This is a genomic window from Micromonospora sp. U21 (genome assembly GCF_018070045.1).
GTDB lineage: Bacteria > Actinomycetota > Actinomycetes > Mycobacteriales > Micromonosporaceae > Micromonospora.
In genome coordinates this window covers 148889-175831 of sequence record NZ_JAGPYK010000011.1, presented here as the reverse complement: position 1 = coordinate 175831, position 26943 = coordinate 148889, and the positions used below count along the sequence as shown (strand labels likewise).

Annotated in this window: 21 protein-coding genes and 1 pseudogene; 11 read left to right on the top strand and 11 right to left on the bottom strand. The window is 71.4% G+C overall.

Annotation, left to right across the window (positions count from 1 at the left end; all coding sequences use genetic code 11):
- Positions 1 to 425 precede the first annotated feature (425 nt).
- Positions 426 to 2351, bottom strand: coding sequence for a chromosomal replication initiator protein DnaA (gene dnaA, locus KBX63_RS17235; RefSeq protein WP_247662526.1), 1926 nt, complete (start codon positions 2349 to 2351; stop codon positions 426 to 428).
- A 544-nt stretch (positions 2352 to 2895) separates the two neighbouring features.
- Between dnaA and rpmH the strand changes: the two genes are divergently transcribed.
- From rpmH to KBX63_RS35250, 9 genes and pseudogenes are all read left to right on the top strand, one after another.
- The gene (rpmH, locus tag KBX63_RS17230; RefSeq protein ID WP_007453904.1) at positions 2896 to 3033 is read left to right on the top strand and encodes a 50S ribosomal protein L34; all 138 of its coding nucleotides are present in this window, start codon (positions 2896 to 2898) and stop codon (positions 3031 to 3033) included.
- Positions 3034 to 3067: 34 nt separating this feature from the next.
- The gene (gene rnpA, locus KBX63_RS17225) at positions 3068 to 3484 is read left to right on the top strand and encodes a ribonuclease P protein component (RefSeq protein WP_210912248.1); all 417 of its coding nucleotides are present in this window, start codon (positions 3068 to 3070) and stop codon (positions 3482 to 3484) included.
- Positions 3481 to 3771: a membrane protein insertion efficiency factor YidD gene (yidD, locus tag KBX63_RS17220; RefSeq protein ID WP_210912247.1), complete on the top strand. Its 291-nt coding sequence runs from the start codon at positions 3481 to 3483 to the stop codon at positions 3769 to 3771. The genes rnpA and yidD overlap by 4 nt, the downstream gene beginning before the upstream one ends.
- The gene (gene yidC / locus KBX63_RS17215; protein ID WP_210912246.1) at positions 3768 to 4751 is read left to right on the top strand and encodes a membrane protein insertase YidC; all 984 of its coding nucleotides are present in this window, start codon (positions 3768 to 3770) and stop codon (positions 4749 to 4751) included. The genes yidD and yidC overlap by 4 nt, the downstream gene beginning before the upstream one ends.
- A 210-nt stretch (positions 4752 to 4961) precedes the next feature.
- A complete protein-coding gene (locus tag KBX63_RS17210; protein WP_210912245.1) occupies positions 4962 to 5579 on the top strand; it encodes a R3H domain-containing nucleic acid-binding protein in 618 nt (205 codons plus the stop codon).
- Positions 5580 to 5673: 94 nt separating this feature from the next.
- A complete protein-coding gene (rsmG, locus tag KBX63_RS17205) occupies positions 5674 to 6447 on the top strand; it encodes a 16S rRNA (guanine(527)-N(7))-methyltransferase RsmG (RefSeq protein ID WP_374102234.1) in 774 nt (257 codons plus the stop codon).
- A 607-nt stretch (positions 6448 to 7054) separates the two neighbouring features.
- Positions 7055 to 8026, top strand: coding sequence for a ParA family protein (locus KBX63_RS17200; RefSeq protein ID WP_374102233.1), 972 nt, complete (start codon positions 7055 to 7057; stop codon positions 8024 to 8026).
- Positions 8027 to 8194: 168 nt separating this feature from the next.
- Positions 8195 to 9067: pseudogene (locus tag KBX63_RS17195) on the top strand (ParB/RepB/Spo0J family partition protein); the annotation flags it as partial.
- Positions 9068 to 10898: 1831 nt separating this feature from the next.
- Positions 10899 to 11897, top strand: a complete 999-nt coding sequence (locus KBX63_RS35250; protein ID WP_307871738.1) for a hypothetical protein — start codon at positions 10899 to 10901, stop codon at positions 11895 to 11897.
- A 161-nt stretch (positions 11898 to 12058) separates the two neighbouring features.
- Here the strand turns inward: KBX63_RS35250 and KBX63_RS17185 are convergent, their stop codons facing one another.
- Both KBX63_RS17185 and KBX63_RS17180 read right to left on the bottom strand, forming a co-directional pair.
- Positions 12059 to 13063, bottom strand: a complete 1005-nt coding sequence (locus tag KBX63_RS17185) for a D-alanine--D-alanine ligase (RefSeq protein ID WP_210912242.1) — start codon at positions 13061 to 13063, stop codon at positions 12059 to 12061.
- A gap of 7 nt (positions 13064 to 13070) precedes the next feature.
- Complete coding sequence (locus tag KBX63_RS17180) at positions 13071 to 14384, bottom strand: PLP-dependent aminotransferase family protein (RefSeq protein WP_210912241.1); 1314 nt, start codon at positions 14382 to 14384, stop codon at positions 13071 to 13073.
- A gap of 292 nt (positions 14385 to 14676) precedes the next feature.
- Here KBX63_RS17180 and KBX63_RS17175 point away from each other — a divergent pair, with 292 nt between their 5' ends.
- Positions 14677 to 15342, top strand: a complete 666-nt coding sequence (locus tag KBX63_RS17175; RefSeq protein ID WP_074315552.1) for a GNAT family N-acetyltransferase — start codon at positions 14677 to 14679, stop codon at positions 15340 to 15342.
- A 33-nt stretch (positions 15343 to 15375) separates the two neighbouring features.
- Here KBX63_RS17175 and KBX63_RS17170 read toward each other — a convergent pair whose 3' ends face one another.
- The 7 genes from KBX63_RS17170 to murJ form a co-directional block, all read right to left on the bottom strand.
- Entirely contained in the window at positions 15376 to 16542 is a 1167-nt protein-coding gene (locus KBX63_RS17170) for an N-acetylmuramoyl-L-alanine amidase (protein WP_210912240.1), read from the bottom strand.
- A gap of 170 nt (positions 16543 to 16712) precedes the next feature.
- The gene (trxA, locus tag KBX63_RS17165) at positions 16713 to 17036 is read right to left on the bottom strand and encodes a thioredoxin (RefSeq protein ID WP_089018414.1); all 324 of its coding nucleotides are present in this window, start codon (positions 17034 to 17036) and stop codon (positions 16713 to 16715) included.
- Between the two features lie 29 nt (positions 17037 to 17065).
- Positions 17066 to 18016 carry a thioredoxin-disulfide reductase gene (gene trxB / locus KBX63_RS17160; protein ID WP_210912239.1) on the bottom strand — a complete coding sequence of 317 codons (951 nt, stop codon included), beginning with the start codon at positions 18014 to 18016 and terminating at the stop codon, positions 17066 to 17068.
- Between the two features lie 181 nt (positions 18017 to 18197).
- Positions 18198 to 19196: a hypothetical protein gene (locus KBX63_RS17155; protein ID WP_210912238.1), complete on the bottom strand. Its 999-nt coding sequence runs from the start codon at positions 19194 to 19196 to the stop codon at positions 18198 to 18200.
- Entirely contained in the window at positions 19193 to 19912 is a 720-nt protein-coding gene (gene sigM, locus KBX63_RS17150) for an RNA polymerase sigma factor SigM (protein ID WP_210912237.1), read from the bottom strand. The genes KBX63_RS17155 and sigM overlap by 4 nt, the downstream gene beginning before the upstream one ends.
- 43 nt (positions 19913 to 19955) lie before the next feature.
- Positions 19956 to 21563 carry a protein kinase family protein gene (locus KBX63_RS17145; protein WP_210912236.1) on the bottom strand — a complete coding sequence of 536 codons (1608 nt, stop codon included), beginning with the start codon at positions 21561 to 21563 and terminating at the stop codon, positions 19956 to 19958.
- Positions 21564 to 22004: 441 nt separating this feature from the next.
- Positions 22005 to 23762 (bottom strand): murein biosynthesis integral membrane protein MurJ, encoded by a 1758-nt coding sequence (gene murJ / locus KBX63_RS17140; protein WP_210912284.1) that lies wholly within the window; start codon positions 23760 to 23762, stop codon positions 22005 to 22007.
- A gap of 127 nt (positions 23763 to 23889) precedes the next feature.
- On the opposite strand from murJ, the gene KBX63_RS17135 reads away from it, so the two are divergent.
- On the top strand, positions 23890 to 25350 hold the full coding sequence (locus tag KBX63_RS17135) for a CCA tRNA nucleotidyltransferase (protein ID WP_210912235.1): 1461 nt from the start codon (positions 23890 to 23892) through the stop codon (positions 25348 to 25350).
- 48 nt (positions 25351 to 25398) lie between these two features.
- On the opposite strand, the gene KBX63_RS17130 is transcribed toward KBX63_RS17135, so the two are convergent.
- Positions 25399 to 26934, bottom strand: a complete 1536-nt coding sequence (locus KBX63_RS17130) for a flotillin family protein (RefSeq protein WP_210912234.1) — start codon at positions 26932 to 26934, stop codon at positions 25399 to 25401.
- Between the last annotated feature and the right edge of the window lie 9 nt (positions 26935 to 26943).

Below are 26943 nucleotides of genomic sequence, written 5' to 3'. Positions count from 1 at the left end.
CCGGTTGTCCACCGTTGTCCACCGGTTGTCCACCGGTAATCCACCGACTTTCTCCCCAAGCCTGTGGATCGCCAAGAAGATCACCATTGGCGTCGTCCCCAGAACCTTCAACAGGTCGTACACAGGTCGACGGTCGTCGGTGGACAACCTCGCCGTTGTCCCCAGCCGTCCACAGCGTCGTACACAGGGTTTCTCCACAGCCTGTGGGTAACTGGTGGAGGACGGACCGTAGTTATCCACCGACGGTGGACAACGAGCTGTGGACAACGAGTGAGCATCGAAGCGGTCACGGCGTAGATGTTGTGGTCTGCACCATGTCGAGGGTCAAGTCGGAGACCCACCAGAGACGGAAAAGAACGCCCGGCCGGGTCTCCGGCCGGGCGTGTCCCGGGGGCTGCGTGCCGTCACGACGGCGGGCGTACGCCTCAGGTGTTCTGTTTGATGCGGTTGGTCAACTCGGCGATCTGGTTGTAGAGCGAGCGCCGCTCCGCCATCTGCTGGCGGATCTTGCGGTCGGCGTGCATGACCGTGGTGTGGTCCCGGCCACCGAAGGCCTGCCCGATCCGGGGAAGCGACAACTCGGTCAGCTCCCGGCACAGGTACATGGCCACCTGGCGGGCGTTGACCAGCACCCGCGAGCGGGACTGACCCCGCAGGTCCTCCAGGCTCACCCCGAAGTAGTCCGCCGTGGAGACCATGATCTGGTCCGCGGTGATCTCCGGACCGGCGCCGTCCGGGATGAAGTCCCGCAGGACCTCCTCGGCCAGCGACAGCTCGACGGTCGACCGGGTCAGGCTCGCGAACGCGGTCACCCGGATCAGCGCGCCCTCCAGTTCCCGGATCGAGTTCGACACCCGGGAGGCGATGAACTCCAGCACGTCCGGCGGGGCGTAGAGCCGCTCCTGTGCCGCCTTCTTCTGCAGGATCGCGATCCGGGTCTCCAGGTCCGGCGGCTGGATGTCGGCGAGCAGACCCCACTCGAACCGGGTCCGCAGCCGGTCCTCCAACGTGGCAAGCTGCTTCGGCGACCGGTCCGACGTGATCACGATCTGCTTGTTGGCGTTGTGCAGCGTGTTGAAGGTGTGGAAGAACTCCTCCTGGGTGCGCTCGCGGTTCTCCAGGAACTGGATGTCGTCGATCAGCAGGATGTCGACGTCGCGGTAGCGCCGCTGGAACGCGCTGGTCTTGTCGTCCCGGAGCGAGTTGATGAAGTCGTTGGTGAACTCCTCGGTCGAGACGTACCGCACCGAGCGGGCGTTGCCGAGCGTCGTGGCGTAGTGCCCGATGGCGTGCAGCAGGTGCGTCTTGCCCAGCCCGGAGCTGCCGTAGATGAACAGCGGGTTGTACGCCTTCGCCGGTGACTCGGCCACCGCCACGCTCGCCGCGTGGGCGAACCGGTTGGACGAGCCGATGACGAACGTCTCGAACATGTACTTCGGGTTGAGCCGGTTGCCGCCGGTGTCGGTGCCGGGCAGCCGGCGGTCGTCGCGGCCCCCGACGCGATGATCCACCCCACTGCGACCCGGACCGCTGTCCGTCCCGCTGTCCCGGGGCAGCGCACGGATCACGTGCTGGTCCCGGGGCGACGCCGCGTCCTCGCGGTAGCGCGGCTCGTAGGGCCGCGTGTCCGGTCCCGCCGGGTCCAGGCGGCCGGCCTGTTCGTCGTAGCCGCGCCGGTCCGGCGCCGGCCGGGGCGTCCGCAGCGGCTCCACGAACGCGGCGCTGAACAACGCCTCCTGCCCGTCGCGGCTCGCCGGAATCAGCCCGGACCGGTGCCCGTCGGCGGTCGGCGCGAGCGGCGGGCCGGACGGGGCCGGTGGCGCGGCCGGCTCGGCCGGCTCCGGCGCTCGCGCCGGGTGCTGCTGTTCGGGGTTGACCACGTCGGTCACCGACCGGCCGGAGTGCTCGTCGTCGAACGGGCCGGCGGGCGAACCCTCGGCGTCGATCGACCCCGGCTCCGGGGCGCTGCGGTAGACGGTGCCAGCCGGGCGGCCGGCGGTGTCCTCGGCCACCCGCACGGTGACCGCGACCTGGATCGGCCGGCCGAGCCGCCGGGTGAGCGCCTCGGTGATCGCCGGGCGCAGCCGTGACTCGATCACGTCGCGGGTGAACGCGTCCGGGACGGAGAGCAGCGCGGTGTCCTCGACGATCGCCCGCAACCGGGTCAGTCGGAGGTAGGCGCGCTGCTGGGCGGAGATGATCTCGTCGGCGAGCTCGTCGGTCGCCGCTAACCACACCGCGGCAAGGTCGGTCGTACCGGCCACCGTCGTGCCACCCCCTCGCCTCTGCTCCCGGCCGCCGCTGTCTGCCAGCCGGCCGTCCCGGGCCCGCCGCGTTCGCGGGTGGAACATCACCCACCCGGACGGTTGACCAGTGCTCGTCCACAGGTTGTCCACAGCCTGTGTACCGACCGATTGTGGCCGCCCGCCGGACGCGGGTGGGACCTGCCCCCTGCCTGAACGGGCGCTGAAGCGGGTTCACCGTGCCGAACGATTCACTACCGTGTCCGGTCTTGCCTGCGCGCGACGACCGGAGCCTCCGACGCTCACCGCAATCGGGCACGGTAACAGCGTTGTCCCTGCGCCATCAACCGGCGACGCGGCAGGGTCCTTGTCGGCATCAGCGAAAACCGCCCCTTCGGTCCCGGGCGCGTCCCGATCTCCGCCGTCGCGAGGTGTTTGACGGTCATTGCACCCCTGCGTAGGCTGGAGCGGCTGCTCTCTCGTCCTCTGCTAGGGTGATGGGTGCTTGCTGTCCGCGGTCGCATCCCCGCATCGCCGAGGTCCCGCTCCGCCGGGCAGCACCGATCGGTGGCCACCGTCGAGGTGGCCTGGACCACCCCACGACCCCGGCGATCCCGTCGCCCGGGGCGCGTACGAAAACGGAGAGCCTGACGTGAGCAAGCGCACCTACCAGCCGAACAACCGCCGGCGCGCGAAGACCCACGGCTTCCGGCTGCGCATGCGCACCCGTGCCGGCCGTGCCATCCTCTCGAGCCGCCGCGCCAAGGGTCGCACCACCCTGTCGGCCTGAGCCGACCGGGCCGGTCCGGGGGACGTGGGCAGTCGTGCTGGCCGCCGCACAGCGACTGCGGCGCAGCACTGACTTCGCCGCAGCGGTCCGCGGTGGCCGACGCGCCGGACGAGGCGCCGTCGTGGTCCACCTGACCGTGCCGACGACCCCCGGCCCCAGCACACCGACCTTGCCGGAGCCGGCGCGGGACACCGGTGCGGAGCAACCCTCCACGCCGACCCGCGCCGGCTTCGTCGTGTCCAAGGCCGTCGGCAACGCGGTGGTCCGCAACCGGGTCCGGCGTCGGCTCCGGGCGCTGGTCCGGGAGCGGCTGGCCGTGCTGCCCGCAGGCAGCACCCTGGTCGTCCGAGCGCTTCCCGCGGCGGCCGAGGCGTCGTACCCCCGACTCGCCGCAGACCTGGACGCCGCCATCGCCGCCGCTCGGTCGCCCCGGGAGCGGAGGTCCCGATGAGCCCGGAGCCCCCCGCCCCCCGCCCCACAAGCGGTGCCAGGGTGCTGATCGCGCCCATCATCGCGTACCGTCGGTGGATAAGTCCGGCACTGCCGGCCCGCTGTCGGTTCTACCCGTCGTGCAGTGCGTACGCCCAGGAGGCGGTGGCCCGGCACGGCGCGCTCCGGGGAGCGGTGCTGGCGGTCCGGCGGCTGTTGCGCTGCCACCCCTTCCACCCTGGTGGACATGACCCGGTGCCGGAGCCGGGCGGTCGCCGTCGTGCCGATGTGACTGGAGCACCGAATTGAGTCTCGACTGGATCTACTACGCGATTTCGTGGATCCTGCTGACCTGGCACTCTGCCTGGGACGCCATCGGGGTGCCCGTCAACGCGGTGATCGGCACCAACTTCGCCTGGATCCTGGCCATCGTCTTCCTGGTTGTCACGGTCCGGGTGATCCTGTTCCCGGTCTTCGTCAAGCAGATCAAGTCGCAACGGGCGATGCAGGCGCTTCAGCCCAAGGTCAAGGAGCTGCAGGAGAAGCACAAGGGTGACCGGGAGACGCTCCAGAAAGAGATGATGGAGCTCTACCGGAAGGAAAAGGCCAACCCGCTCATGGGCTGCCTTCCGATGTTCCTCCAGATCCCCGTCTTCCTCGGCCTCTTCCACGTGCTGCGCCGGCTCGACCCGGCCAAGCAGAGCAAGACCCTCTACGGCTGGACGGCCGACCAGTTCGAGAGCGCCTCGCAGGCGAAGCTCTTCACCGCTCCGATCGCCGGCAAGTTCGGCTCGACGGCCGACGAGCTGGCCCGCCTTGGCGCCAACGGCACCACCGTCAAGGTCATTGCCGGCATCCTGGTCCTGGTGATGATCGCCACCACCTACCTGACCAGCCGTCAGATGATCCTCAAGACCGGCTGGGCGGAGGACCCGCAGCAGCGGATGATCCAGCGACTGATGCTCTACGGCATCCCCGCGTCGCTGTTGATCTCCGGCGCGATCTTCCCCATCGGCGTGATCATCTACTGGGTCACCAACAACCTCTTCACCCTCGGCCAGCAGCAGTGGGTGCTGCGCAAGTTCCCGCCGCCGGTGACCGCCAAGAAGGCCGCCACGCCCGCTGCCCGTAACCCGGTGCAGCCCGCCAAGGCGGGTGGCCTGTTCGGGCGCGGCAAGTCGGCCCCGCAGGCGCCGGTCAAGGCGACCGCGCCCAAGGTGGCCGGGCCGAAGCCGGGTGCCAAGCCGGTGAACCCCAAGAAGAGCCGCCCCGCCAAGCGGCAGGGCTGATACTCCGGGCCGTCGCGGGGTGACCGGCGGCGGCCCGTTCCGCACCGCGCAGCCGCCGTACGGCCGGCGCCGGACGGAACCGACCGCGCGTGACGCGGCCGCGGGCGACACTGCCCGTACAGACGTGCCCGTGGGCACCGGCGACCTCCCGCCGGCCCCGGGAAACCAGCGGACCCGACGGTCCGGCCGAGCGAGTACGGAGATGAGACCGTGACCGAGACCAGCATCCCCCGCGCCGAGCAGTCCCTGGACGAGGAGGAGACCGCACCGCTCGCGGTGGACGACGACATCGAGGCCGACGACGACACGGAGGCCGACGACGACACCGAGGCCACCGCCGGCGGCCGGGAGAAGAAGCCCGCGGGCGAGGGCGAACTGTTCCGGCAGAGCGAGATCGCGGCGGACTACGTCGAAGGCCTGCTCGACATCCTCGACTACGACGGCGACATCGACGAGCTGGTCGCCGGCGGCCGGCCGGTGGTCGAGGTGGTCGGTGCCCGGCTGCAGAACCTGGTCGGTCAGCGCGGGGCCACCCTGGAGGCGCTCCAGGAGCTGACCCGGCTCGCCGTCTTCCGGGCGACTGGCACGCCGAGCCGCCTGCTGCTGGACGTCGGCGGCTACCGGGCGAACCGCCGCAAGGAGCTCGCCGCAGTGGCCAAGAACGCCGTTGAGAAGGTCAAGGAGTACGGCGAGCCGGTCCGGCTGGAGTCGATGTCCGCGTTCGAGCGCAAGTGCGTCCACGACGTGGTCAACGCCATGTCCGGCGTGGTGAGCGAGTCCGAGGGCGTCGAGCCGAGCCGGCGCATCGTCGTACGGCCGGCGGACTGACCGGGTGACCCACGATGACACCACGGCTGACGCCGTGACCGGCCCGGGCGGCACGCCGCCCGGGCCGTCCGCTGTCCGGCCCGAGACCCCCGGCGTGGACACCGATCCGGCGCGGGACGGCGCGGGTGGCGGTGCGCCGTCGCCGTCCGACGCGGAGCTGCCACCCGAGCTGGCTCCGGCCGCCCTGACGCTCTTCGGGGATCGGCTCGACGTTGCCGCCGCGTACGCCGAGCTGCTGGCCACCGACGGAGTGGTCCGTGGTCTGATCGGCCCCCGGGAGGCACCCCGGATCTGGGACCGGCACCTGCTCAACTGCGCTGCGGTCGCCGAGCGGATCCCCGCTGACGCGACCGTGCTCGACGTAGGCTCCGGCGCCGGTCTGCCCGGTCTGGTCCTGGCCATCGCGCGCCCCGACCTGACGGTGACCCTGATCGAGCCGCTCGCCCGACGGACGTCGTTCCTGATCGAGGTCGTCGAGCGTCTCGGCCTGACCAGATCGGTGCGGGTGTTCCGAGGTCGGGCCGATGAAGCCGCCAGCGGATCGAGCGGCAGGGAACCCATCAGCGGGGACGTGGTGACCGCCCGCGCCGTTGCGCCGCTGGACCGACTTGCGGCCTGGAGCCTGCCGCTGGCGGTGCGCGGCGGGCGCCTGCTGGCGCTCAAGGGCGCGTCCGCCGCCGAGGAGATCAACGAGCACGCCGCGGTGGTGGAACGGCTCGGCGGCGGGGAGCCGAGCGTGCATCTCTGCGGGGTCGGTGTGATCGATCCACCTGCCACGGTCGTGGAGGTCGTCCGTGAGCGGATGGTCGGTCCCGCTCGCCCGGCCGGCAGTAAGCGGTCCCGGAGTGGGCGCCCACGCCGCCGTTGACGCTTCGCGCCATCGGGCGTCCGGCCGGTGGGTTCTCTCGTTGTACCGGTACGGATGGAACGAGGGGATGAGAACCCGACGTGGACCGGCCACGCCCGTCCGCCGTAGGCTGACCGCGCGTCGATAGTGTGGAGCGGGCGACGGACGTCGTGGGCCTCCGACCGCTCCCGAGGAGCCGTACGCTCCGGGGGTGCGAGCGCGGGTGCGGCCAAGTTGACCGGGGCGCGGACCGACCATCCGAAGCGGGTAGGGATGACAGGTGCATGACGACGGCAGGTACGACGATCCACGCGTGACCGGGTCAACCAGCGACCCCGTTTCACGTGAAACCGACTACCCGAGCTGGTCGCCCGGCGCTTCCGGGCCTTCGCCCCGGCCGGCGGACAATGATCCGCTGGTGTCGCGGGACGAGCCCGCGAGTCAGCCGGCCGGACCCGACACCACGGAACCAGCGGCTGTCCGCCGGGCACCGGACGCGGTGACGCGACCAGTCAACGCCGCCGACGTACGGCCGACCTCGGGTCGGCGGAACACCGTCGCGGCGGTCCGCTTCGAGCCGGCGGTTCCGCACCAACCCACCGCGGCGGTGGCTCAGGACGCCGCGCCGGTGGTTGCCGATGTGCCGGTCGCGTCAGCAGAGTCGCTGGCTGCCGTGGCGGCCGACCCCACGTACGTTTCACGTGAAACCCCGACGCGCGAAGAGGATGACCCACCGTTGGCTATGGAGGCGATGCGCGCCGTGCAGATCCTGAATCCCAGTGGCGAGGTGACCATGCCTCGGCCGGACCGGACCCGGGTCATGTGCGTCGCGAACCAGAAGGGCGGCGTGGGTAAGACCACGACCACGGTCAACCTTGCGGTGGCGCTCGCCCTGCACGGCAACCGGGTGCTCGTGGTGGACCTCGACCCACAGGGCAACGCCTCGACCGGCCTCAACGTCCCGCACCACACCGGCATACCCGACGTGTACGACTGCCTGATCAACAGCGTGCCGCTGGCCGAGGTGGCGCAGGCGGTCGACGGCATCCCCAACCTGTGGTGCGTACCCGCGACGATCGACCTTGCCGGCGCCGAGATCGAGCTGGTGTCGGTGGTGGCGCGGGAGTCGCGCCTCGACCGGGCCATCGCCGCCTACCCGGGGCAGTTCGACTACGTCTTCATCGACTGCCCGCCCTCGCTCGGCCTGCTCACGGTCAACGCCCTGGTCGCCGCGCAGGAGGTGCTGATCCCGATCCAGTGCGAGTACTACGCCCTGGAGGGACTCAACCAGCTGATCAACAACATCAACCTGGTGCGGCAACACCTCAACCCCAAGCTCGACGTCTCGACCATCCTGCTGACCATGTACGACCGCCGGACCCGCCTGGCGGACGCGGTCGAGCAGGACGTCCGGAACCACTTCGGCGACAAGGTGCTCCAGGCAGTCATTCCCCGCAACGTCCGGGTCTCCGAGGCACCCAGCTACGGCCAGTCGGTGATGACCTACGATCCCGGTTCGCGGGGTGCCACGAGTTACTTCGAGGCCGCCCAGGAGATCGCCGAGCGGGGCGTCAAGGAGCCGGTGGGCCGGAATGCGTAGTGCGGACGATTCGCTGGGAGGCGTGGCATGAAGAACCGTCCTCGGGGCGGGCTGGGTCGGGGCCTGGGGGCGCTCATCCCGACCGGGCCGGTGCCGGGTGCTGCGGGCACCCTGACAGCCGAGCCGGAGAACGGGCACGTGGAGGATGAGTCGGTCGCAGTGGTGTCGCCGGCGCCCGCCGGTCCGCCGGCGCGCGAGCCGGAGCCCACGCTCAGCCCGGTGCCGGGAGCCCGATTCGCGGAGATCCCGGTCGACGCGATCGTCCCGAACCCGAAGCAGCCCCGCCAGGTCTTCGATGAGGAGGCGCTGGAGGAGTTGAAGACCTCCATTCAGGAGGTCGGCTTCCTTCAGCCCATCGTCGTACGGCAGCTCGACGAAGAGAAGTACGAGCTGGTGATGGGCGAGCGGCGCTGGCGGGCCGCCCAGGCGGTGGGGCGGGAGAGTATTCCGGCGATCGTCCGAGACACCCGCGACGACGCCATGCTCCGGGACGCGCTGCTGGAGAACATCCACCGGGCCAACCTGAACCCGCTGGAAGAGGCCGCCGCGTACCAGCAGCTGCTGGAGGAGTTCGGTGCGACCCACGAGGAGCTGGCCCGCCGGATCGGTCGGAGCCGGCCACAGATCTCCAACACCATCCGGCTGCTGAACCTGCCGGCCCAGGTGCAGCGCCGAGTGGCTGCGGGGATCCTGTCCGCTGGCCACGCCCGTGCCCTGCTGAGCCTCGACGAGTCGGAGGCGCAGGAACAGTTGGCGCTGCGGATCGTGGCCGAAGGACTGTCGGTCCGGGCGACCGAGGAGATCGTGGCCCTGACGCTGAACGACGGGCCGGCGAAGGGCCAGGCCGCGAAGCGGCGACCGAAGCCGCACGCGCCCGCCCTGACCGACCTCGCCGACCGGTTGTCGGATCGGTTCGACACCCGGGTGAAGGTGGACATCGGCCGGAGCAAAGGCAAGATCACCATCGAGTTCGCGACGGTGGACGACCTGGAGCGGATCGTCGGCATCATCGGAGTGCAACAGGAGGGGACCGGGGACTGATCGCCCCGTCCGCCCGCGGCCGCGCTTCCCCTCGGGGTGCGCGGCCGTTCTGCATCTGGCCGTGTCGGTTTCACGTGAAACGGACCGATGGTTCGGCGGCCGGCGTCCGGTGCATTGCAGGCGACGTGGCCTGTCAGGCCGCCGTGTCCGTGAACGGGTACCGAGCTCGGTGTGGCTGTTCGCTGCGTTTCCTTCGCCGCGCTTCCTTCCCCTGGCCCTCTCGGCCGTTTCACGTGAAACACGGCGGTGCCTGCGGTGGCCGACGGCGCAGTCCCGGGGATTACGAGGGAAGGGCTCTTGCGCCCGCTGAGGAGCCCGCTGGGGCCTCGCCCGCCCCGCGTGGTGGTCTTGGACGGGTGCCGGTCCCGCGGGCCGTTCGTCTTCCCCGTACCGTCGGCGTCTCCTCGGTCCGACTACGGACGTGACCCTATTGGCGTACAGGGGAACCGACGAGTCCCGCGCCGTGCCCGGATGGCTCACTCGAATGGACTCGTGCGCGGGCCGTGGTGAGCCGGCGGCATGGACCATGGACCTGCCGTGCGCGATGTCGACTTGCGCTGCTCGCCGCCAAGCCCGTGTGCCTTCGCCTCGCGGGACGGACCCGTCTCCGGCGCGTGGGCAACTGGCTCGTGCGCTGGGCCCGTGGTCTGGCGAGCCTCGCGCCATGCTTGCTCGCCCCGCGCCGGCTCCGTGCCCGTCTCACTCTGCGCCCGCGCCGTGCGCTCGGACTGCGTCTGGGGCCCGCGCTCCGCCCTCGCTCGGACTGCGCTCCGCGCCTCACGCCGGCCGTGACCCATGCCGGCCCGCTCCTCACACCGGGCCAGTGCCGCGCTCGGGTGATGGAACGCCCGTGCACTCCGCCCGTAGGGTTCGTGCCGGGTCTACGCCCGCGCTGGTTCTGCGCCCCTCGGCGGGCGCCGGCTCAGCTGCTCCGACCCCGCGCTTCGAGTTCGCGCCTCGCGCTGGACCGGGCCCTGGCCCGCGCCTTGTCTCGCCGTGCGCGCACCCGCGATCCCGCCCGGCCCCCGGGGTCTGGCGCGGGTAGACCCGGTCCTGTCCGTCTCACGACCAGGCCCTGCGAGCCCGACCCGCCCCATGCGCACGCGCCGTCCTCCACACCCGCTCTCCGCAAACGCCCTGTGAGCCAGGCCAAGATCCGAGCAACTTCAGGGATGTTGCGGCCTCCACCCCTCGCGAGACGACAACATCCCTGAAACTGCGGCCTTGACGGTGAGCGGGAGAGGGCTGGGAGCCAACGGTGGACCGATGGGGTGCGGAAACGGGTGCAGCGGGCGGGGGCAGCGGGCAGAACACCGAGCCATCTCGCTCGACCTGCTCCGGTGCCCCGCGCCGACCGCCGAGCGCATGCTCAGCGTCTGAAGGCCCTCCGGCCCGTGCGACGACTCGCCTCACCCGAGCCGGCGCCGAGCGCTCGCCGATTCCGCCGCACAGCGCGCCGACGCGGCCTCGATGCCGCCCGAGCTTCGGGTGGCTACGCCGCGACGTCGAGCCTCGGCACCGTCCCGACCGTCAACGTCGGCGCAGTCGCAACCGGTGCCTGCGAGCGGATCGTGGGCAACGAACGACGGGCCAAAAAGTTATCCACACCGGTTGTCCACAGGCACCCCCTGTTTCACGTGAAACACCGCGTGAAAGCGGGTGCCAGCCTGTGGATGACGGCCCGTGTTCAGGATCTCCGCAGCCTGTGGATATCGCCCCACCCGCGCTTTGGTGATCCGTACATCGATCGACGATGAGCGCTGACCGGTTGGACCGGGAGGGGATCAAACTGGTAGGGACAGCGGTGCCAGACTCGGTTAGGGTCAGCGTCGTGCACGACACCCCTCCCTCAGTCCCGGACTTCACCCAGTGGCCCTCGTTTCCCTTCGAGGGTGACCTCCGCGTGAAGCAGCTCGACGATCCGGTCCCGGTCGAACCGCCACGCAAGGGCGAGGGCCTCCGGGAATGCACCGCCTGCAACGCTCCTGACGACGCCTACATCTGGGTGGGAGAGCGGTGGCGGGTACGCGCCATGGACCGGCCCACCGGCCTGCCCATGGTGCTCATCCTGGAGTCGCGGACCCACCTCGACCTGGGTGACCTGCCGAACCTGCTCGCCGCCGAGCTGGGGGTGATGACCGTCCGCCTGGAGCGGGCCATCCGATCGTTGGACGGCGTGGCCCGGGTGCACGTCAACAGGTGGGGCGATGGCTCCGCCCATCTGCACATGTGGTTCCTCGCCCGGCCGTACGGGCGGCTTCAGCTGCGGGGCACCTTCCTGTCGCTGTGGGACTCGATCCTGCCGCCGATCTCTGAGGCGCAGTGGCGGGAAAATTTGGCGCTCGTCGCCGCCTGGCTCGCCGAGTTCGGTGGCCGACCGCTCGCCGAGCCGCCCCGCATCCAGTGGCAGGCACCGTCCAGCCTGCTGGCACAGTCCGCCGCTGCGGACGCCGCCGCGGCAGCGGCGGCGGCGATCTCGGTCATCGAAGCGGCAGAGGAGATTCCGGAGCCAGCGCCCGACGCCAACTCCGGCACCGACCCGAACGGCGACACCGACATCGACGGCGACATCGACGGCGACACCGACACGGGCAGCGGAACCACGCACTCCTCCGCCACCACCGATCCGACAACCGGAACCACCACCGCCACGAGCACCGGCCCGGCCACCGAGCGCACCACCGAACCGGCCACCAAGCCCGCTGACGGGCCAGCGCCCGACCCGGCGGACGCCACCGACGCGGACGCCACCCACAGCCGCACCGCTGCGGCCGGCACCCCACCCACCGGCAGCTTCAGCACATCCAAGGACGTGCCCACCGCACGCTGACAGTCGACGCGATCATGCGGTTGGCGGCGGTCAGGCCGTCCGGCACCCGCCAACCTCATGATCGATCGGTCGGGAACGTCGCGGAAGCCGGGCCGGACGGCACCGGGCGGAAGTTGGGGCACGGCGGCACCGCCCTGGAGTTGGGTCCAGCGGCGAGGAGCTCAGGACGTGGTGCGGCGTGCGGCGGCCCGGGTGACCAGGGAGCCGAGGAGTCGACCGAAGTCCAGGCCGGCCGCCTGCACGGCGAGCGGGAGCAGCGACGTCTCCGTCATGCCGGGCGAGACGTTGACCTCCAGCACGTGCGGCTGACCGGCTGCGTCGACGATCACGTCGACCCGGGAGAGGTCACGGAGGCCGAGCGCGGTGTGCGCGGCGAGGGCAACGTCGGCCACGGCGGCGGCAACCTCCGGCTCCAACCGGGCCGGGGCGTGCCACGTGGTACGCCCGGCGGTGTAACGGGCGGCGTAGTCGTAGACACCGTTACGCGGCACGATCTCGACCGGCGGCAGCGCCTGCGGTCTGTCGCCCAGGTCGACCACGGAGACCGCCACGTCCATGCCCGGCACGTACCGCTCCACCAGAGCCGTGGAGTCGTACGCGAAGCAACCGACCATCGCGGCCGGCAGCGACGCGGCATCGCGGACCACGGCGGCGCCCAGCCCCGACCCGCCCTGCGCCGGCTTGACCATCAGGGGCAGGCCCAGCCGGTCGGCGATCCGGTCGAGCACGGCCACCGCACCCAGCTCGGAGAAGCGGTCGTGGGGCAGAGCCACCCAGTCCGGAGTCGGGATGCCCGCCTCGCGAAGCACCGCTTTGGCCGAGGGCTTGTCCCAGGCGAGTCGGGAGGCACGGGCGTCGCAGCCGACGTACGGGATGCCGCACAGGTCCAGCACTCCACGCAGCGAGCCGTCCTCGCCGGTGGCGCCGTGCAGTGCGATCACCACGGCGTCCGGCGGGTCGACGGCGAGCGACGGCAGCAGGGCCACGTCGGCGTCCCGCAGCTCGGCCTCCACGCCGACGGCGCGCAGCGCGTCGAGCACCCGGCGACCGGAGCGCAGCGAGACGTCCCGCTCGTAGGAGAGCCCGCCGGCGAGTACCAGCACGCGCAGGTCGGCCGCGACGGCGGAATTGGTCACGTGGAGGCGCTCGGCAGCGGTCGTACCCATGCCGGCATCATGCCAAGTCGGGTCCCGGCACGTCGGAGCCGGCCCGGCCGCGTCGCCCGGCGGCGCCACCCACGGCGCCGAAGACCCGGCGCATCGCGATCTCCTGCTCCATCACCCCGGCCAGCCGGCGTACGCCCTCGCGGATCCGCTCCGGCGGCGGGAAGCTGAAGTTCAGCCGCATGGTGCTGGTGCCGGTGCCGTCGGCGTAGAAGCCGGTGCCGGGCACGTAGGCGACGCGGGCGGCGACCGCTCGCGGCATCATGGCCTTCGAGTCGAGCCCGTCGGGCAGGGTGGCCCAGACGAAGAGGCCGCCGGCCGGGGTGGTCCAGCTGGTGCCCTCGGGCATCAGGTCGGCCAGCGCGTCGAGCATGGCGTCCCGGCGCTCCCGGTAGACCTCGCGGTAGACCTTGAGCTGCTGCCGCCAGGGCATGGTGCCCAGGTAGGTGGCGACCGCGGCCTGGGCGTAGCCGCTGGGGCAGAGGATCTGCGCCTCGCTGGCGATGACCAGCTTGTCGCGAACCGCGTGCGGCGCCAGGATCCAGCCGACCCGCAGCCCAGGCGCGAAGGTCTTGGAGAACGTGCTGAGGTAGAAGACCCCCTCGCGGCGGCGGGCCCGCAGAGGTGCGGGCGCCTCGCCCTCGAACCCCAGCTGACCGTACGGGTCGTCCTCAACCACGAGCAGCCCGGCGCGCTCGCAGATGTCGAGCACCCGTTCCCGGCGCTCTTCGCTGAGCGTCACGCCGGTGGGGTTCTGGTAGGTGGGGATGGTGTAGAGGAACTTGACCCGGCGGCCGGCCCGGGCCAGGTCGTCGATGGCCGTCTCCAGCGCCTCCGGGATCAGGCCGTCGGCGTCCATCGGCACGTGCGCCACCTGCGCCTGGGCAGCCTGAAACACCCCGAGCGCGCCGACGTACGTCGGACCCTCGGCGAGCACCACGTCACCCGGGTCGAGGAAGAGTCGGGCCACCAGGTCCAGCGCCTGCTGCCCGCCGACGGTGACCACCACGTCCTCCGGGGAGGCGCCGCAGCCGGCGTCGATCCCGGAGAGCGCCATCACCTCGCAGATCCGTTCGCGCAGCTCAAGGGTGCCCTGGCCGATGCCGTACTGGAGGGTGGTCACGCCGTGCTCGGAGCCGAGCCGGCCGAGCATCTCGCCGACCGCGTCGAGTGGCAGGGCGGCGATGTACGGCGCCCCGCCAGCGAGCGAGACGACCTCCGGCCGACTGGCCACCGCGAAGAGTGCTCGGATCTCGGAGGCGGTCATCCCGCGTACCCGCCGGGCGTACCGGTCGGTGTAGTCGTCGAGCGTCGTGCCGGTCATGACCTCACCTCGATCGCTGCTCGGGTGGCTCCCCCGGGTACCCCGGACGCAGGCGACCATGGCGGCGGGGACACCGATTGTCGATCCTAGTCCGCCGGAGCCACGGTGCTGGCCTGCTGCGGCGGACCGTCCACATCCCGGACCGGTCCCGGTGTCCCCCGGTGCGGTGACCATCTGCGCGTCCCCTCCCGTACCGTCGATCAACGGCGTACGATCGCTCGTCGGGGGCAGGAAGGCGGCGCTGTCGTTCCGTGCCGGTCTCACCACCGAGCCTATTGTGGGGATGCGCCATATGTCGCGACGTCTGGTCAGCCTGACCCTCGACACGTTGGAAGACCTTCCTCGCCCTTGTCGGCAGTGCGTCTACTGGGAGCTGGACCCGGTCTCCGCCGACCGTGCCTGCGCCGCTGGCGATCCGGGCCTGGAAAAGGAGGCGTGGGTCTCCCAGACGCTGCTGGAGTGGGGCTCGTGCGGCAAGCTCGCGTACGTCGACGGCATGCCGGCGGGCTTCGTGATGTACGCCCCGCCCGCCTACGTCCCCCGCTCGATGGCCTTCCCCACCTCGCCGGTCTCCGCCGACGCGGCGCTGTTGATGACCGCCAACGTGGTCGCCGCGTTCGCCGGTGGCGGGTTGGGCCGGATGTTGGTGCAGGGTGTCGCCCGGGACCTGACCAAGCGGGGGATCAAGGCGATCGAGGCGTTCGGGGACGCCAAGTTTGGCGACGCGGACGATCCGGCGGGTGGCTGTGTGGCTCCGGCCGACTTCTTCCTCTCCGTCGGATTCAAGACGGTACGTCCGCATCCGCGGTTCCCCCGGCTCCGGCTGGAGCTGCGCACCGCGCTGAGTTGGAAGTCCGACGTCGAGTACGCGCTGGAGAAGCTGCTCGGCTCGATGAGCCCGGAGACCCTGCTCCGTCCGGTCCGCCCCGCCCCGGCCACCCGCTCCACCGGCGGCTGAGCGAAAGTCGCTTCGAGCGTCCCGGCACCCGGCTCAGTCGACCACCGTCCCGGCGGTCATCACCGCCCGCAGCTCGCTGACGTCGATAGAGCCGGTCGGTACGTCCCGCTCGATCGGGAAGTACATCCGTTGCACCGCGGCCACGATCGCCTCCACCACCCGGTCCCGGAAACGGGGGTCGATCAGCCGGGTGCGGTCCGCCGGTGAGGTGAGGTAGCCGACCTCCACCCGGACCGCCGGCATCCGGGTCAGCCGCAGCAGGTCCCACGCCTTGGCGTGGGTACGGCAGTCCCGCAGCCCGGTGCGTGCGACGATCTCCCGCTGCACCAGCCCGGCCAGCCGCTCACCGGTCGCCGAGGTCACCCCGTTGTTGGTTCCGTAGTGGTAGGTCGCGACGCCCTCCGCGTCCGGGTTGGCGTGCCCGTCCAGGTGCAGCGAGATGAACACGTCGGCGCCGAGTGAGTTGGCCAGCAGGGCCCGGTCGGTGTCCGGCAGGCAACTGTCGGGCGCCGGACCCCGGGTGAGCTGCACCCGCACCCCGGACGCGGCGAGCCGCCCCTCCAGCCGGCTGGCGAGGTCGTGCACCAGGTCCGCCTCCGTCCAGCGCAGCGACCCGTCCGGCACCACCACCCCCGGGTCGGTGCCACCGTGGCCGGGGTCGATGACCACCGTCTTGCCGACCAGCGCCGGCCCGGACTGCCGGATCGCGTCGGACTCGCGTAGCCACTGGGGGCGACCACCGACCACCTTGCGGCCGATCCGGCGCAGCGCGTTCATGGTCTGTGGTCCACAGGAGCCGTCGGGGGTGAGGCCGACCTCGCGCTGGAACTGAGCCACCGCCCGGGAGGTCCGGATGCCGTAGATGGCATCCGCCCGGCCCACGTCGTACCCCATCTCCAGCAGTCGCTCCTGGAGCGACCTGACGTCCTCGCCGGTGAGCGGTTCGGGTACCGCGTGGTAGAGGGTGCGGGCGCCGAGCCGCCACCGGGCGGCGTCCAGGGCCCCCCAGGTCTCCGTCCCGACCCGGCCGTCCACGCTGAGCCCGCGGGACTGCTGGAAGGCGCGGACCGCCCGCTCAGTGTCGAGGTCGAACTCGTCCAGGTGTGGGCTGGCGGCGGAGGCGAGCAGGTCGAGGCCGGTGAGGATGGTACGGATCTCCGTGACCGCGGGTCCCCGGTCACCGGGTCGAATCGGACGCACGCACGACCCCCTCTGCACGACGCTGGCTGGCCGGGCGGCCCCGGCTTGAGGCTATGCGTTCCGGGGCTGCGAGGTGGCTCGGGCGGGAAAAACGGGCGTGGTGTGGGCCCGGAATACACCGAACCCCGCACCCGGTCGCCGGGTACGGGGTTCGGTGACGTTCCTGCTGGTCAGAGTGCCGATTCGATGAGCCGGACCAGCTCACCCTTCGGCTTGGCGCCAGCGATCGACTGCACCGGCTGGCCGTTCTTGAAGACGGTCAGCGTCGGCACGGACATCACCCGGTAGGCCCGGGCGGTCTCCGGGTTCTCGTCGATGTTGAGCTTGACGATGGTGACCTGGTCACCCATCTCGCCGGCGATCTCCTCGAGCAGCGGCGACACCTTGCGGCAGGGCCCGCACCACTCGGCCCAGAAGTCCACCAGAACCGGCTTGTCGGCCTGCAGCACGTCAGCGACGAAGCTCGCGTCGGTGACCGCCTTGGTTGTTCCCACTATGCCCCTCCTCCGGGATGTTTCGATTTTCAGCTGAGCGTCGCGATGAACCGCTCGGCGTCGAGCGCGGCGGCACAGCCGGTGCCGGCCGCGGTGATCGCCTGACGGTAGGTGTGGTCGACCACGTCACCGGCGGCGAAGACGCCGGGCACGTTGGTCCGGGTGCTGGGGGCCTGAACCTTCACGTAGCCCTCGTCGTCCAGCTCGACCTGGTCGCGGAAGAGTTCACTGCGGGGGTCGTGACCGATGGCCACGAAGACGCCGGTCACGTCCAGCACCTTGGTCTCGCCGGTGTGCACGTTGCGGACCCGTACGCCGGTGACCTTGCCGTCAGCGCCCAGGATCTCCTCGACGGTGCTGTTCCACTCGACCTTGATCTTCTCGTTGTGCAGCGCCCGGTCAGCCATGATCTTGCTGGCCCGGAACGAGTCGCGCCGGTGGATGATGGTGACCGAGTCGGCGAAGCGGGTGAGGAAGCTGGCCTCCTCCATCGCCGAGTCGCCGCCGCCGACGACCACGATGTGCTGGTTGCGGAAGAAGAACCCGTCGCAGGTGGCGCACGAGGAGACGCCGTGGCCCAGGTATTCCTGCTCGCCGGGCACACCCAGCGGACGCCACGCCGAACCGGTGGAGAGGATGATGGAGCGGGCCCGGTAGGCGGTCTCGCCGACCCAGACGGTGCTCACCGCGCCGGAGCCCGCATCGCCGGTGTCGACCAACTCGACCCGGGTCGCGTCGTCGGTGAGAAACTCGGCGCCGAACCGCTCGGCCTGCTTGCGCATGTTGTCCATCAGCTCGGGGCCGAGGATGCCGTCGGCGAAGCCGGGGAAATTCTCCACCTCGGTAGTGGTCATCAGTGCGCCGCCCGACTGCACGCCCTCAATGATCAGCGGCTTCAGGTTGGCGCGCGCGGCGTAGACCGCCGCTGTGTAACCGGCCGGCCCGGAGCCGATGATGATCAGGTTGCGGACCTCGTCCACTGCCGTCTCCCGAGTTGTGTGTGTCAGCGTCGGCGCACGCACCGATGCTGATCCGAGTGCCGACGCCTGGAGGGTGCCGGCAGGTGATTTCCAGAACGTCATCGTACGAACCGGGGATTCCCGAGCCGGACATCCGGTGGGTCAGGTCACGCCGACGCTCAGGGCGCCGGGGACCGTGGATTCACCCTACCCGCGCCGAATACCGGCTGTCCGAGCCGGACCCGGGGACGCCGCACTCCGGGCCGCTCACCCAGGCCCAGCGGGCGCCCGCCGCGTCGGTGAACCGGATGACCAGTGCCGGTTCACCCCGGAACCCCGCGTAGTCGATCACGTCGACGACCAGCGGGGCGGATCCGTGCTCCGCCGCCACGTCGGCGAGGCACGTGGTCAGCGCGGCCTCGTCGGTCAGCCTGGCCAACGGGTTCAGCCCGCCCGACGCCGTTTGCTGGCCCTTTTCGGCGTCCATCCCAGGCTGCCCTGAGAAGGCGCTACTGCCGGCGCCCCGTAGTGGGGACGGCCCACCCGTCGGGTTGCCGAGGGTCTGCGGGGTGTAGTTCGTACCGCTGTGCAGGGAGGGCCCGGTGGTGCGGACCGCGCCGGCGGCCGCCGTGCTCTCGGGCGCGCTGGCCGGCTGGTTCAGGGCACTCGTGCCGGCGGTGTCCGAGGAGTTCGTCGAGAGTTGGGTGAGGCCCAGTCCGACCGCGACGACGGCGACCGCCGCGACGGCCACCGGAGCGGCACGCCGGGTCCACCTGCGCCGACCGCGACCCGGGCCGGTTCGCGTGCCGCGCGCCAACTCGGTCGGGGAGGGGCCGGCGGGCCGGCGGCCGCTTCCGCCCTGTGCGGGCACTACCGGTGCGGCGCCGTCGGCTTCCGGCGCGCCGTCGGCGGCCTCCGCGTCGGCCGGGGTGCCGTTCGGTACCGGATCCGCCGCACGCAGCGCGGCGGCGAGTCGGTCGGCGACCGCTGACGGCAGCTCCGGGGAGGGATCGGCCCACCGGGCCAGGTCGGCGCGGACCTCGGTCACCGCGGGGGCCAGCAGCGCGTACGCCTCGGCCCAGGCCGGGTCCGTGTCGACCAGCCGAGCGACCTCCGCCTGCTGCGGTGTGCCGTCCAAGGCCCCGCCGAGGTAGTCAGCGAGCAGGTCGTCGTCGACCTCCCTGTACCCCTCGGTCGTCACGTGTCCTCCTGATTGGCGTCCCGCCGGTACCGGCCCGACCCCGATCCGACGCCCTCCGCGGGGCGTGGGTTCCCCGGCGTGACGCCGGGCACGTCGGCGACCGGTCCGGATGGCTTCGGGCGGGCCGCGGGCGTCGCCGTGCCGGCTGCCGGTCGGAGGTGCCCGAGCAGCACCGCCAGCCGGGCCCGACCCCGGGCGCACCGGCTCTTCACCGTCCCTTCGGCGACACCGAGGATGCGCGCCACCTCGGCGACCGGATAGCCCTGCACGTCCACCAGCACCAGGGCGGCGCGTTGCTCGACGGGCAGCGCGGCTAGCGCCTCGCGGACCACCAGCGCGGTGTCGTGGTCCTGAGCCGGTGCGGCCGGCTCCACCCCTCCGGTGCCCGACCCGTCCCCGACGCGGTTGCCGTCGGGCAGCGGAACGGTGGGGTGTGCCTGCCGGCGTCGGATCCGGTCCAGGCAGGCGTTCACCACGATGCGGTGCAGCCAGGTGGTGACAGCGGAGTCACCGCGGAACCGGCCGGCCGCCCGGTGCGCGGACAGCAGCGCGTCCTGGAGGGCGTCGGCGGCCTCTTCCCGGTCGCCGAGCGTCCGCAGGGCCACCGCCCAGAGCCGGTCGCGGTGCCGGTGGAACAGTTCGGCGAAGGCGTCCCGGTCTCCGGTGACGTGGGCACGCAGAAGCTCCAGGTCCGTTGCGGCGTCGCGCCCGTCCATCACCACGTCCAGCGGATGCGGTGCCCTGGTGGAGGTGCCAAGCTCACGACCCCTGGACCGTGATCTCCTGCACCCCCAGCTTGAAGCCACCCTCGGTCGGAGGCAGTTCGGTGATCCAGAACAGCAGGTACCGGTATTTCGTGTCGGCGTCGAAGCCGTTGAACGTCATGGTGGTGCCGTCGTGGTCCTCGAACGGCTGCCCGATGGCGGTCTTGTAGTTCGCGACCAACTGCTTGTCGCCGCTGGAACTCGACGGCTTGTTGACAGTGCCGGCGAGGAGCTGGGCGGACGCGCCGGTGGCCGAGAGCACCGCCTGCACCGACTTGACGCTGTGCGGCTCGCCGAGATCGAGCCAGACGCCCATGCCCTTCTTGAGGTTGCCGAAGTTGGGCCGGCCGTCGTAGGTGTCCGTCTCCCAGCCCTTGTCCTCGTCACCGTCGATGATCTTGTCGGCGTCGTCGAGCTCGTTGCGCTCCGTGCTGTCCGGGTCGATGATCCGGACGCCCTGCACGGCCAACTTGCGCACCGTGGCGGCGGCCGGGGTGGCCTCGCCGGCCGGGGCGCTGGCCGTGGGAGCGGCCCCCGCGCTGCCCTTCGGGTCCTCGTCGTCGCCGCCCAGGGCGCTGATCCCGATCAGCAGACCGACCAGAGCGACCGCCAGCAGACCGGCGATGCCCACAGCGACCTTGCGACCACCGGCCGCGGCCAGCGGGGACGGCTCCTCCTCGGTGTCGGCGGCGAACCGCAACGGCCCGCTGTTGTCGAGGTAGTGCTCATCCTCGGCTGGGACATCCAGTCGGGCCAGCTCGGCGGCGAGCACGTCCGACGAGGGCGGGGCGATCTCGGCGTCGAGCAGGTCCATGGTCAGGTCGTCCAGGTACGCGGGCACCCCGGCCCGGACCTGGCGGGGCGCCGCGATGCCGCCGCTGGCGTCCCGGACCGCGTCCGGGATGGCGGCCCGGCCGTGACCGGCGGTAGCGCCGTGCAGCGGTGCCTCGGTGTGCGGCCAGTAGCCGGTCAGGGCGAAGTAGAGGACCCCGCCGACCGCCCGGATGTCGTTCTCCTGGCTGTCGGCGCCGTCGGTGCGCGCGTCGGCCAGGACCACCCGGCCCTCGTCGCTGATCATGACCGTGCCCGGGTGCACGTTGCCGTGCACCATCCCGGTGGCGTGCACCGCGGCGAGCGCGCTGGCAACGGCGTTGCCGATCGCGGTCGCCCGGGCCGGGTCCAGCGGGCCCTCGGCCGCCAGGTCGCGCAGCGACTGCCCGTCCACCCACTCGCGAACCACGTACGCCCGCTCGGCCTCGTCGATCGCGTCGTAGACGCCGACGAGGTTGGGGTGGATGACCCGGCTGGCCGCGACCGCGGCCTGAAGCATCTCGGTGGCGGAATCGCCACCCGGGTAGCGCAGCACCACCGCGACGGGGCGGCGCAGAATGACGTCGACCCCGCGCCAGACCAGCCGACCCGCGCTGTCGTTGTTGATGTGCTCGACCAGCTCGTACCGCTCGGCGAGGATTTCACCGGCCGTGGGAGCACCGAAGGTCATGACCGGCGGAGCGCTCTCGTCCGCCTCCTGACCCTCGCCGACCTGGGTCACCCGTCCTCCCTCGGTGATCGTGTCGATCGATGGACCCGCACTGCTGGGCATGTGGCTTCCCGCTCTGCCGTCGAAGGAACCGGCCGACCGGTGTCGACGCGCAGCGTCGGCGCCTGCCGTACCCGTCGAGAGCGACCTTACCCGGGTTGCCCGTCTCTCCGACATGTCATCTTCCCGCCGTACCCGGCGGGGTGCCGGCTGTCGGAGAGCTCGTCCGGTTACGACCGTTGTCAGCCACGTTGCTGGCACATGTACTAGCCAATCTACGGCTTCACCGCAAGTGACCGACGCCCGGGCCGGGCCGGGTTGGTGCTCTCGCCAGCGGGCGTGTTCCCGTCGATCGGATCGACACGCTCAGCCGTACGGTCAGTTATCCACAGGCGAAGCGGTGGCTGACCGGCGAATCGCGGGGTTATCCACAGGTGCATCCCCAGCCTGGTGATCCGCGGTCACCATCCGTGCAGGTAAGACTTTCGGTGCGGATTTTCGCCCTCAGCGACCGATCCGGCGGCGGACCATGCCGACCACCTCGGTGATCTCCCCGATCCGCAGCACCATGGCAAGTCCCAGATAGGTACCGCCGATCACCACGCCGCCGATCACCAGCTGGATGACGGCCTGGATCCAGCTCGGCGTGTCGCCGCCAGGCAGCAGCTTCACCACCAGCAGGCCGACCAGGGCGGCGCCCAACGCGGCGAGTGCCACTCGGCCGAGCGTGCGAAGGATGGCACCCATCCCGATCCGGCCTACGCGGGGCCGCAGCAGCCACGCGGAGGCGAAGGCGGCCGCCAGGTAGGACACGGCGTTGCCGATCATCATCCCGGCCGCGGCGAAGTGGGCGGCGAAGGCGACGTAGAGCACCACCTGCACGCCGATCCGCAGGGCGACCACCGGGATGTTGATCAGCGCCGGGGTGCGGGTGTCCGGCAGGGCGTAGAAGGCGAAGGTGAAGAGCTGGCTGATCGCGAACGGCACCAGTGCCAGCGCCGCCAGGAGCAGCACCAGCGAGGTGTCCGCCGCGTTCTCGTCGGTGAACGCGCCGTAGCGGAACAGCGTCACGGCCAGCGGAGTCGCCAGTACCGCGTAGCAGACCGCGATCGGGGCGAGCACCGCCGAGACGGTGCGCGTGCCGCGGGACAGGTCGGCGGCGACGTCGGCGTACCGGCCGTCGGCGGCGGCCGCGCTCATCCGGGGCATCAGCGCAGTGATGATCGAGACGGCGATGATGCCGTGCGCCATCATCAGCAGCAGGAACACGTTGTTGTAGATCAGTGGGCCGGCAGCGTTCTCCTTGCCTGCCCGGTTCAGCAGGTTGAACAGCACGATCAGGCCGAGCTGGCTCACCGCGACGTAACAGAACATCCAGCCGCCGAGACGCCCCAGCTCCCGTAGCCCGAGGGTGCGGAAGTCGAACCGGAACTTCCACCGGAAGCCCACCTTGCGCAACGCCGGCAGGAGGCCGGCGGCCTGGATCGCGACGCCGAGCAGAGTGCCGCCACCGATCAGCAGAATCCGGCCGGTGGTCATGTCCTCCGGCTTGACGATCTTCGCGCCGAAGATCGCGATGTACAGGCCCGCGGTGGCGATCACCACGATGTTGTTGAGGATCGGCGCCCACATCGGCGCGGCGAAGTGCCCCCGGGTGTTGAGCACCGCGCTGATCAGCGCACTGAGACCGGTGAAGAAGATCATCGGCAACATCAGGTACGACAGTGCCTTGACCAGGCCCCGGAAGTCTTCTCCGGTGTCTTCGCCGGCGTAGAGCTTGGTCAGCAGTCCGGCCGACAGCACGGCCAGCAGGGCCGCTCCCGCCAGGGTCAGCACCGCGAGGGTCAGCAGCCGCTGGGCGTACGCCTGTCCGCCGTCGGTGTCAACCCTGCGCCGACGGACCAGCACCGGGATCAGCACGCTGGTGAGGATTCCGCCGAGGAGGAACTCGTAGACCATTCCGGGCAGGATCTGCGCGGTGGTGTACGCGTCACCCACCAGCGCGCCACCCAGCGCGGCGGTCAGCACCAGCGTCCGCAGGAATCCCGTACCCCGGCTGACCAGGCTGCCGATCGCCATGACCGCGCTGTTGGTCGCGGCGCTCGCCTCGCCCACCTGCTCCTGCGGTGGCGCGGTCGACTCCATGGCCGGCTGGTTCAATGGCTCGGCGGAGATGAACGTGGCGCCGTCCCCCGGCCGAATGCCGGCTCCCGCACCACCGTCCTGCGCGGCGTTCGCGCTGCGGTAGAGCCCGCCGCTCATCTCCAGCCTCCCAGGGGGTACGTCGAGCCGGGCACCGACCCGCACGTCACAGACCATAGTCAACCGGTACCCGTTACCCGCGCCCGGCGGAGGGGATGCGGACCGGGCCCGATAGGCTGGCGATCCCATGTCCGAAGCCTCCGCTCCCCACGCCGCCGACCGCCGCGAACTCACCGGCGCGCAGCGCAACGCCGTCGCCGAACTGCTCCGGGTCTCGCCGGTCGCCGACGAGTTGGGCCGCCGGTTCGTCCGTGCCGGTCACGAGTTGCATCTGGTGGGCGGTTCGGTCCGGGACGCGCTGCTCGGCCGGCTCGGGGACGACCTGGACTTCTGCACCGACGCGCACCCCGACGAGACGCTGCGGATCATCAAGGGCTGGGCCGAGTCGATCTGGGAGACCGGTCGGGAGTTCGGCACCATCGGCGCCCAGCGCGACGGGCTCCGGCTGGAGATCACCACCTTCCGTGCCGAGTCGTACGACCAGGTCACCCGTAATCCCGTGGTGGTCTACGGCACCAACCTGACCGAGGACCTGAAGCGGCGCGACTTCACCATCAACGCGATGGCGGTCAGCCTGCCCGAGCACCGGTTCACCGACCCGCACGGCGGGTTGGACGATCTGTCGGCCAAGGTGATCCGTACCCCCGCCGATCCCCGCGAGTCGTTCGGCGACGACCCGCTGCGGATGCTGCGGGCCGCCCGGTTCGCCGCCCAGCTGCGCTTCGCCGTGCACCCGGACGTGCACGCGGCGATGAGCCGGATGTCCGCTGACCTGGACCGGATCACCGCCGAGCGGATCCGCGACGAGTTCACCAAGCTGCTCTGCGGCGCCGACCCGATCACCGGGCTGCGGCTGCTGGTCGACACCGGGCTGGCCGAGCGGTTCCTGCCGGAGCTGACCGGGCTCAAGCTGGAGATCGACGAGCACGCCCAGCACAAGGACGTCTACGAGCACACGCTGACGGTCGTCGAGAACGCGGTCTCCTTCGAGGAGGACGGCTGCGACTTCATCCTGCGGATGGCCGCCCTCATGCACGACGTGGGCAAGCCGGCGACCAAGGCGGTCGGGTCCGACGGCCGTGTCAGCTTCCACCACCACGAGGTGGTGGGCGCCCGGCTGACCAAGGCCCGGATGAAGGCCATGCGCTACCCGAAGGAGATCACCGCGAAGGTGACCGCGCTGGTCGCGCTGCACCTGCGCTTCTACGGGTACGGCCGGGGCGAGTGGACCGACTCGGCGGTGCGTCGCTACGTCGCCGACGCCGGTGACCTCCTGCCCCGACTGCACAAGCTGACCCGCTCGGACTGCACCACCCGCAACCGACGCAAGGCCGCCCAGCTCGCCGCCGACTACGACGCGCTGGAGGATCGGATCGCCCGGATCGCGGCCGAGGAGGACCTGGCCCGGGTCCGCCCCGACCTGGACGGCAACGCGATCATGGAGCTGCTCGGCGTACCGCCGGGGCCGGTCGTGGGCCGGGCCTGGAAGCACCTCAAGGAGCAGCGCCTCGAGCACGGCCCGCTGGACCGCGACGCCGCCGAGGCGGAGCTGCTGCGCTGGGCCCGCGCCGAGGGCCTCATCGACTGACAGGCGCCGCCCCCGAACCCGGGAGCGGGCGCCTGTCGGCCTACGGCGTCAGCGGGTCTCGACGGCCGTCCCGTCCACGGCCGCGGTGCCCTTGCCGGCCGCGGTGCCGTTGCCGCCCGCGCCGGACGCCGAGCCGAGCCGGGCCAGCAGACCGGCCAGGTCGATCCCGGTCAGGTCGCTGCCGAGCTGCAACCCCTGGGCCACGTTGCCGGCCACCGACTTCGTCAGCGACGACGCGCCGTCGGTGGAGATGACGGTCATCTTGTCGATCGCCCCGATCGGGGCGCTGGCCGCCTCCACCACCTGCGGCAGCACCTTGACCAGCAGGTCCAGCACCGCCGCCTCCCCGTACGCGGCGAACGCCTCCGCCTTGCGTGCCATCGCGTCCGCCTCGGCCTGGCCCTTCGCCAGGATGGCCGCCGCCTCGGCCTGACCCTCCCGCTCCACCGCCTCGGCGATCGCGGAGCGCCGGCGCTGCTCGGCCTCGCCCTCCTTGGCGCCCTCGATCGCGTTCGCCTCGGCGAGCGCGGCCCGTCGGGCCCGCTCGCCCTCACCGGTGAGCCGCGCCTGCTCGGCGGAGGCCTGGGCGGCGGCGATGACCGACTGCCGCTGCGCGTCCGCGTGCAGCACCGCCGCGGCGCGGGACGCCTCGGCCTCCTGCTCCACCTTGTACCGGGCCGCGTCGGCCGGCTTGCGCACCTCGGTGTCCAGTTGGCGCTGCTTGAGTTCGGCGTTGCGCTCGGCGACCTTCTGCTGCTCGGAGAGGATCGCCTGGTCCCGCTCCGCCTGCGCGAGCGGCCCGGCCGCCGCCGACTTCGCCTTCGCCGCATCGATCTCCGCCTGGATGCCGGCCTGCTTGAGGGACAGGTTCCGGTTCGCCTCGGCGATGGCCTCCTCGGCGAGCAGCCGCTCCTGCTCGGCCTGCTGCCGGGCCCGCGCCTCGGCGATCGCCGCGTCCTTGAGGACCCGGGCGGCCTCGGGCCGACCCAGGTCCTGGAGGTAGGAGCCCTCGGCCAGGATGTCCTGGAGTTGGAACGTGTCCAGCACCAGACCCTGGTTGGTCATCGAGTGCTCGGCCTCCTCCGCCACCGCGCTGGCGAACGCCGCCCGGTCCCGGATGACCTCCTCGACGGTGAGCCGACCGACGATCGAGCGCAGCGCGCCGGCCAGCACCTCCCGGGTGAAGTTGTCGATCTCGTCCTGTTGGTGCAGGAACCGCTGGGCGGCGGCGCGGATCGCGTCCTCGGTCCCGCCGACCTTCACGATCGCCACGCCGTGCAGGTCGGTGCGGATGCCCTGCTTGCTCACCGCGCCCCGGATGCCGACGTCGATCCTCCGGCTGGACAGGTCGAGTGACTGGAGCTTCTGCACCACCGGCAGCACGAAGACCGAGGCGCCCAGCACCACCTTCTGGCCGGACATGTCGGTCGACCGGCCGCCATCGGCGGTCTGCGTGGTGCGGCCCTTGCGGCCGGTCACGATGAAGGCCTCGTTCGGGCCGGCCACCTTGATCCGGGAGAGCACGAAGAACACCAGGACGAGCACGAGGAGTACCGCGCCGCCGATGGCGATTAACAGGGGCATGAAGGGGTC

What these genes read in the sequence shown, in the direction of transcription:
- yidD (WP_210912247.1), top strand. Translation starts at nt 3,481, where the DNA reads ATGAGCCCGGAGCCCCCCGCCCCCCGCCCCACAAGCGGTGCCAGGGTG.
- KBX63_RS17185 (WP_210912242.1), bottom strand. Translation starts at nt 13,063, where the DNA reads ATGGGTACGACCGCTGCCGAGCGCCTCCACGTGACCAATTCCGCCGTC.
- sigM (WP_210912237.1), bottom strand. Translation starts at nt 19,912, where the DNA reads ATGGACGGGCGCGACGCCGCAACGGACCTGGAGCTTCTGCGTGCCCAC.
- murJ (WP_210912284.1), bottom strand. Translation starts at nt 23,762, where the DNA reads ATGAGCGGCGGGCTCTACCGCAGCGCGAACGCCGCGCAGGACGGTGGT.
- KBX63_RS17130 (WP_210912234.1), bottom strand. Translation starts at nt 26,934, where the DNA reads ATGCCCCTGTTAATCGCCATCGGCGGCGCGGTACTCCTCGTGCTCGTC.
- KBX63_RS17145 (WP_210912236.1), bottom strand. Translation starts at nt 21,563, where the DNA reads ATGCCCAGCAGTGCGGGTCCATCGATCGACACGATCACCGAGGGAGGA.
- KBX63_RS17175 (WP_074315552.1), top strand. Translation starts at nt 14,677, where the DNA reads ATGTCGCGACGTCTGGTCAGCCTGACCCTCGACACGTTGGAAGACCTT.
- KBX63_RS17135 (WP_210912235.1), top strand. Translation starts at nt 23,890, where the DNA reads ATGTCCGAAGCCTCCGCTCCCCACGCCGCCGACCGCCGCGAACTCACC.
- dnaA (WP_247662526.1), bottom strand. Translation starts at nt 2,351, where the DNA reads ATGTTCCACCCGCGAACGCGGCGGGCCCGGGACGGCCGGCTGGCAGAC.
- KBX63_RS17180 (WP_210912241.1), bottom strand. Translation starts at nt 14,384, where the DNA reads ATGACCGGCACGACGCTCGACGACTACACCGACCGGTACGCCCGGCGG.